The sequence below is a fragment of the Nonomuraea sp. NPDC003201 genome, from assembly GCF_053590415.1.
Genome location: NZ_JBSFTC010000534.1, coordinates 1 through 4,948, shown reverse-complemented (window position 1 = coordinate 4,948; position 4,948 = coordinate 1). Strand labels below are relative to the sequence as shown.

The 4,948-nt window shown below is 72.7% G+C and carries 6 protein-coding genes; all 6 read right to left on the bottom strand.

The annotated features are described in order from the left end of the window. On the bottom strand, positions 1-281 hold a 281-nt coding region (locus ACWDX9_RS60020; RefSeq protein ID WP_449972809.1), incomplete at its 3' end, for a hypothetical protein. Then, a complete protein-coding gene (locus tag ACWDX9_RS60015) occupies positions 278-2,443 on the bottom strand; it encodes a cysteine peptidase family C39 domain-containing protein (protein WP_449972807.1) in 2,166 nt (721 codons plus the stop codon). The genes ACWDX9_RS60015 and ACWDX9_RS60020, both read right to left, overlap by 4 nt. Next, the gene (locus ACWDX9_RS60010) at positions 2,436-3,152 is read right to left on the bottom strand and encodes a hypothetical protein (RefSeq protein WP_449972804.1); all 717 of its coding nucleotides are present in this window, start codon (positions 3,150-3,152) and stop codon (positions 2,436-2,438) included. The genes ACWDX9_RS60015 and ACWDX9_RS60010 overlap by 8 nt, the downstream gene beginning before the upstream one ends. Before the next feature lie 6 nt (positions 3,153-3,158). Beyond that, on the bottom strand, positions 3,159-3,452 hold the full coding sequence (locus ACWDX9_RS60005) for a hypothetical protein (protein WP_350736926.1): 294 nt from the start codon (positions 3,450-3,452) through the stop codon (positions 3,159-3,161). Positions 3,453-3,541: 89 nt separating this feature from the next. Next, positions 3,542-3,832, bottom strand: coding sequence for a hypothetical protein (locus ACWDX9_RS60000; protein ID WP_449972801.1), 291 nt, complete (start codon positions 3,830-3,832; stop codon positions 3,542-3,544). A 127-nt stretch (positions 3,833-3,959) separates the two neighbouring features. After that, the gene (locus ACWDX9_RS59995; protein WP_449972798.1) at positions 3,960-4,739 is read right to left on the bottom strand and encodes a hypothetical protein; all 780 of its coding nucleotides are present in this window, start codon (positions 4,737-4,739) and stop codon (positions 3,960-3,962) included. Between the last annotated feature and the right edge of the window lie 209 nt (positions 4,740-4,948).

The following is a 4,948-nucleotide window of genomic DNA, read 5'->3' as shown; positions in this document are numbered from 1 at the left end:
GGCCCGTGGAGGCGGCGCGCCCAGGCCGACACCGCGCCCGCGTCCCTGCGGACGCGGCGCACCGACGTCCCGTCGGCCGGGGAGGCCAGGACGGTGTATCCCTGCGGCAGGTCGGTGGCGGCGAAGCCGTGCATGAGCTGCCCGCTCTCCACGCGGACGACGCGGCGGCGGGGGCCCTGGCCGTCCACGGGCGCCAGCAGGACGTCGACGGAGCCGCTGACCACGTGCCAGCAGGCGTAGGGGTCGATCAGCTCGATCTCGCTGACGGGGTAGCCGTTCATGCCGCTTCCTCGACGAGTGTGCGGTAGGGACCGGACTCGGCGATGAGCTCGGCGTGGGTTCCCCGCTGGACGACCTTGCCGCGGTCCAGCACGAGGATCAGATCGCTGTCGCGTACGGTGCTGAGCCGGTGCGCGATGACCACGCACGTGCAGCCCCTGGCTTTGAGGTTGGCGTCCACCAGGGCCTCGGTCTCCGCGTCCAGCGCGCTGGTGGCCTCGTCCAGCACCAGCACCGAGGGGGACAGCGCGAGCGCCCTGGCGATCTCCAGGCGCTGCCGCTCGCCGCCCGACAGGTTGCGGCCCCGCTCCTCGACCCAGCCGCCCGACAGCCCGCCCCTGCGGTGGACCACCTCGGCGATGCAGGCGTCGCCGAGCGCCCGGCGCAGCCGGTACGCGGGAACCGTCGGGTCCCACAGCGTGAGGTTGTCGGCCACCGTGCCCTCGAACACCTGCAGGTTCTGCTCCACGTAGCCGATCGAGGTGGACAGCGTCTCCCTGGGCATCTCGTCCCTCGGCACGCCGTCGAACCTGATCTGCCCGGACCACGGCACGGCCGCTCCGGTGAGCAGGCGGGCGACCGTGGACTTGCCGCTGCCGGTGCGGCCGACGATGGCGATGCGCTGGCCGGGCTCCGCGCGCCACGTCAGCCCCTCGATCACCGGCCCGTGCTGCCGGTCGTAACCGAAGGTGACCCCGTCGAACTCCACCCTGCCGCGCAGGCCCCCCACCCCTTCGGGGGCGCCGGGGGGCTCGGCGTGGCGGGGGTCGGGCTCGGCATGCAGCGCGTCGTCGAGCATGCTGGTCTGCGCGACCGCGACCTGTGCCTCGGCGCCGACCCCGACCAGCGAGGACATGGGTACGAGGAAGGCGCCGACGAGGAGCTGGGCCGCGATGACGGTCTCCATCGTGACCTCACCACGGGCCATCAGCACCGCCCCGGTGATCACCATGGTGGCCCCGGCGAGCGAGCCGAGCGCGGCGGGCACCACCATCAGCGCCTGCGTGACCCGCATCAGTTCCTGGACAGCCGACATGGTCCGCGCCGCCAGCCCCGCCCACTTGGCGAAGAACCATCCCTCGGCGCCGTCGGCCTTCAGCGACTCGGCCATCGAGACGCCGTTGAACGCCATGCTGTCCCTGCGGTGCTCGTCGAAGATGAGCCGCTGCTGGTGCGGGGCGGTGCGGCGGCTGACCGCGCGCATCGCCACCAGATTGACCGCCGCCAGCAGCACGGCGACGGCGGCGAAGGCCGGGTGGAAGGCGAACAGGATCGACGAGTGCACCACCATGGTGAGCAGGGCCGCGATGACGGCGGCGACCCGGTCCGAGAGCAGCAGGGCCAGGCCCGCGCCGAAGGACGTCCTGGTCACCAGGCCACCGGTCTGCCGCCGGTGGAAGTGGTCGCCCGGTAGCCTGAGCAGCCGCCACACGTACCGGCCGGACAGGTCGGCCGCCATCGCCAGCTGCACGGCGCCGAGCAGCCGCTGCTGCGCCCACATGCCGGCCAGGGTGAAGCCGACGCAGCCGAGCAGCCCGAGGAGCACGGGCGCGGACCAGGCCGCGCCGCCGGCGACCAGCACCTTGCCCAGCAGGAGCCGGGTCAGCAGCGCGGTGACCGCCGCGGGCAGGGCCAGCATGAAGGCCATGACGGCGATGGCGAGCAGCGTGGACAGGTACGGCCGCACCTTCGTCAGCACCGAGCGGGCCATGGGGAACCGCGGCCCTCCCGGTGTGAAGCCCTCGCCCGGACGCGGTACCAGCACGATCCCGCTGAATCGCCGCCGGAACTCCTCCCTGCTCAGCCGGATCCTGCCCACGGCGGGGTCGTTGAGGTAGGCCCACCGCTTGCGCATGCCCTCCAGCACCACGTAGTGCCGCTGGTCGACGAAGATCATCGAGGGGACGGGGAAGCTCTCCAGCTCGTCGGCCTCCACCCGCCAGCCGCCGATGGTGAAGCCGTACTCCTCGGCCGCCGCCTTGAGCCCGGCGCCCGTGAGGCCGTCCCTGCCCACTCCGCACCGTTCTCTGATCTCGCGTACGGGGACGCGCAGGCCGTGGTGGGCGAAGATCGTGCTCAGGCAGGCGGGCCCGCAGTCGGCGTCCTCCATCTGCGGCCGGCGCTCGGTGCGGACCGGCCGCGGCCTTGTCGTGCGCTCAGCCACGACGCCCTCCGGTGAACAGGGCGTCCACGGGGCGGACGACGGCGACGGTGATCTCCCCCGACACGGGGGTGAGCGTGGCGCCCGGCCAGGCCGGCCGGTCGAGGTCGACGGTCACCAGGTGCCGCCCGTCCGCCCGCAGGGCCTCGCCGAACAGCGGGCGCAGCAGCTCGCCCGAGGCGGGGTACGGTTCGACCGCGCTCACCCGGCCCCGCGCGCCCGTGCCGCCGAACGTGACGGTCTGGCCCGGGGCCAGCGCGCCGATCCTGTCCCGGCCGACCATGAGCAGCGCCCGCAGGGGGCCGGCGGCCGGGTCGACCGCCGCGACGGTGCCGCCCGCGGCCAGGACCGCGCCGGGGGCCGCCGTACGCAGCACCCGTCCCTTCGCGGTGCCCGTCACGACGTGCCTGCGTCCCCGCTCGTCGGCCAGCACGGCCAACGGCGTCGCCGGGGTCACCTCCTGGCCCACGCGGACCAGGACCTCGGCCACGCTGCCGGGCACGGGGGCGGCCACCGGCACAGGACCGGCGCCCGCCACCAGCACGCCGGTGCCGGCGACCACGTCACGGACCTGCCCCAGCCAGGCCCAGCTCGCCGCGCAGCCCGCGACCAGGATGAGCGCGGCCGCGGCAAGCCACGCCTTGGCCCGCACCGTGGAGACGAGCTCGTCGATCCGCTCGCCTCCTGGCGCCTCCGTCGCGGTCATGGTCATCGCGTGTCACTCTCCCGGGGTCGGCGTGTACAGGCAGAAGCAGAGGCTGAGCAGGCACGGAGGGGGCGGCGGCATCTCCGCGGACCCGTCGAGGATCTCGATGACGAGCTCGGCGCCGGGCTCCGGCGGCAGCGTCGGGGCGCCCGCCCCGTCGGCCGGTCGGAGGTTGTACTCGGCCAGGACCGAGAGGGGGTCGCGCTCGTACCGGAGTCTGAAGTCGGCGTCGAGCCACGACCTCGCGGTCAGCTCGCCGAACGCCCTGCGCTGAGTCGTGTCCCAGCCGATCGTGTCCACAGTCATCACAAGTCCTCCCGCCGCGGGTGTGTGAGATGCTGGTCCGGCGAGGTGGTGGGCATCTGGACTGCCCACCACCACGCCTTACGAGGTCGTCAGGCGCTCTGTCCGCCGGAGAAGCATCCGGTCGGGCAGCTCACCGTGCCGATCGTGCCGAGGGCGCCGCCCGCGGACGATTCGAGGCTCTCCAGGTCGATGGCCTGGCCGGGTTGGTCAGGAAGGTCGGGCGGGGCCAGCTCACTCGGCCAGTCGACGCCCGCTTCGGCGAGGGCGGCGCGCGGGTCTCGTTCGAACTCCCGCCTGAGCGACTCGTCGGACCAGGCACGTGCGACGAATCTGGCGATCTGTCTGCGCACTTCCGGGGACAGGGTGGGGTCTTCTGGCATGAGGTCACCTCGTTGGTGAGGCCCCGGGGTTCCGGGTGGGTCAGGGGCGGCCGCCTACGAGGTCCAGATTCGTCATCAGCGGCAAAAGCCGCCAGAAACAACTAACACCGACATATCGTGATGTTCATCATTTCTGGTAGTCAGGATTTCCTGATGGGAGCCGCTGCTCCCGATGCGCGAAACCGCGCATCTCTCTCTGGGCCTCGCGGGCCATGTCGAGCATGCGGCCCAGCTCTTTCTTGACGTTCTCCGCGTCGCCCTCCACGCCGGCGACGGCCCTGCGGCCCTGCTCGGCGATGGCGTCGATCCGGCTGCCGAGGATGCCCTCCAGCTCGCCCATCGCCCGCGCGCGCTGCGCCGCCACCTCGACCATGGCCAGCTCGGCCCTGGTCGCGTAGAGGACCCGCGCCGTTTCCGCGAAATGCGTCAGACCCGCCAGGGGGATGGCCGCCACGGAGAGGGACAGGGTCCAGGACAGCCCACCCACGAGATCGTCGCCGAGCACCATCGACTTGGCCGTCTCGGCGACGGCCACCAGCAGGAACGCCGGCAGGGGGTACGGCCTGGGCAGGAGCCCCAGCGCCATCGCGGCGAGGAAGACGCCCGACGCGGCCCACCACTCGCCCAGGAACGGAAGCGGCAGGTAGACCAGGAGCGCCATGACCCCCACCGCCCACCGGTGCCACGGCCCGCGCGGGCCGGTGCAGCCGGCCGCGATGTAGAGGGCGAGGACCGCGACCGCCAGGAGGATGCCGGGGATGCGCCAGGGATGTGGATTCTCGATGTAGTACGCGAACGTGGGGAAGATCAGGTAGATGGCGAACGCCACGATCGCCGCGCGGCCGAGCCGCACCTCCAGTGGCGCGCGAGCCGTCGCCCTCGAACCGGGAGCCCCTGTCTGGGTCACAAGCGGATCATGACAACCGATCTCGGCGGTGGCAACGCATCACTGGTTACTTTTCGCACATATCGGAATTTTCATGGCTTCCGCACCGAACAATCCGGCGCCGTTCATCCCGACGCCGCCGACCGGCGGCGTGACCGTCACCCGCGAACCCGCCCCGACCGGGGATGGGGCGGTGGTGGTGGCACCCGGCGGCGGCGGGCCGCCGGGTG

Bases quoted from the DNA above. Each gene is read 5' to 3' on its own strand.
- ACWDX9_RS60010 (WP_449972804.1), bottom strand. From the start codon at position 3,152: ATGACCATGACCGCGACGGAGGCGCCAGGAGGCGAGCGGATCGACGAG.
- ACWDX9_RS60000 (WP_449972801.1), bottom strand. From the start codon at position 3,832: ATGCCAGAAGACCCCACCCTGTCCCCGGAAGTGCGCAGACAGATCGCC.
- ACWDX9_RS60005 (WP_350736926.1), bottom strand. From the start codon at position 3,452: ATGACTGTGGACACGATCGGCTGGGACACGACTCAGCGCAGGGCGTTC.